Origin of the sequence: Caballeronia terrestris (genome assembly GCF_001544515.1) — a bacterium.
Taxonomy (GTDB): Bacteria; Pseudomonadota; Gammaproteobacteria; order Burkholderiales; family Burkholderiaceae; genus Caballeronia; species Caballeronia terrestris.
In genome coordinates this window covers 1-1,301 of the sequence record NZ_FCOL02000427.1, presented here as the reverse complement: position 1 = coordinate 1,301, position 1,301 = coordinate 1, and the positions used below count along the sequence as shown (strand labels likewise).

The window sequence follows — 1,301 nt, the reverse complement described above, 5'->3', positions numbered from 1 at the left end:
GTGCCGGATCGCGCGAATGAGCCGTACGCTTTGCGGCTGATGCAGCGGTGCGAGCGGCACGAGTTCGACGATGGCGGCAAGCGTTGCGTCGGTGATCGCAACCGGACCGGCGAACGCGTCACCGCCATGCACCACGCGATGCCCGACGGCGACGAGGTCGGTCAGCGAAAAGTGCGTCGCGAACCAGTTCAGCGTTTCGTCCAGCACGTCGTGCAGGTCTTCCGTGACGCTTGCCTGCAAGGGGATCTCGCGGGTCTTGTCGCCACCGACGAGATGCAGCAACAGCGGGGCATGCTGGAAGTCGATCGTGCCCTGACCGATGCGCCTGGCGCCATCGGCCGTGACATTGAAAAGGCCGATCTTGACCGTCGACGATCCAGGATTGAAGGTGAGCAGCAGCGGGGCGCTCACGGCAATGCGGCGCCGCGCAGCGTCCGTGCGGCGACGATCTTCGCCAGCGCGACGGAAGCGAGCCGCGAGCGGAGGCTGTCGGCGCGGCTCGTCATGATGATCGGCAGGCGCGCGCCGAGCACGAGGCCGGCACCATCGGCGCCCCCGAAGTACATCAGTTGCTTCGTGAGCATATTCCCGGCCTCCAGGTCGGGCACGAGCAGGATGTCCGCCTGGCCCGCCACCGGCGAGACGATGCCCTTGGTCCTGGCCGCCGCCATGCTGATGGCATTGTCGAAGGCGAGCGGGCCATCGACGAGCGCGCCGCGAATCTGGCCGCGCGCAGCCATGACCGTGAGCGCCGCGGCGTCGAGCGTGGTCGGCATGCGCGGATTGACGGTTTCCACGGCGGCAAGCACGGCAAGCCGCGGTTGCTCGATGCCGAGCACATGCAGCAGGTCGATCGTGTTCTGGCAGATGTCGCGCTTTTCCTCCAGCGACGGCGTAATGTTCACGGCGGCGTCGGTGACGAAGAGCGGTTTCGGATAGCCGGGCACGTCCATCGCGTAGACGTGGCTGATGCGCCGTTCGGTCCGCAGGTTCGAGCCACGGTCCACGACCGCCGCGAGCAGTTCATGCGTTTCCAGGCTGCCTTTCATCAGCGCCTCGACCTTGCCCGCCGCGCCCATGGCCACGGCACGCGCGGCCGCCGCATGGCTGTGCGCCACCGCCTCGATGCTCACGCCGTCGAGGCTCACCTGCGCTTCTTCTGCCGCCGCTCGAATCTTCGCTTCGGGGCCGATCAGCACGGGATCGAGCAAGCCTTCGTCGCGTGCCTCGATGGCGGCCTTGATCGCCTCCGGTGAGCATGGATGAACGATCGCCGTGCGCAGGGCGGGAAGCGCACGTGC

1 protein-coding gene and 1 pseudogene are annotated in these 1,301 nt (G+C 67.6%); both read right to left on the bottom strand.

What is annotated here, in order from left to right; all coding sequences use genetic code 11:
* Positions 1-411 (bottom strand): annotated as a pseudogene (locus tag AWB67_RS37995) (acetate/propionate family kinase); the annotation flags it as partial.
* Positions 408-1,301, bottom strand: an 894-nt coding sequence (locus AWB67_RS37990; RefSeq protein WP_125477884.1) for a bifunctional enoyl-CoA hydratase/phosphate acetyltransferase, incomplete at its 5' end; no start/stop codon positions are given. The pseudogene AWB67_RS37995 and the gene AWB67_RS37990, both read right to left, overlap by 4 nt.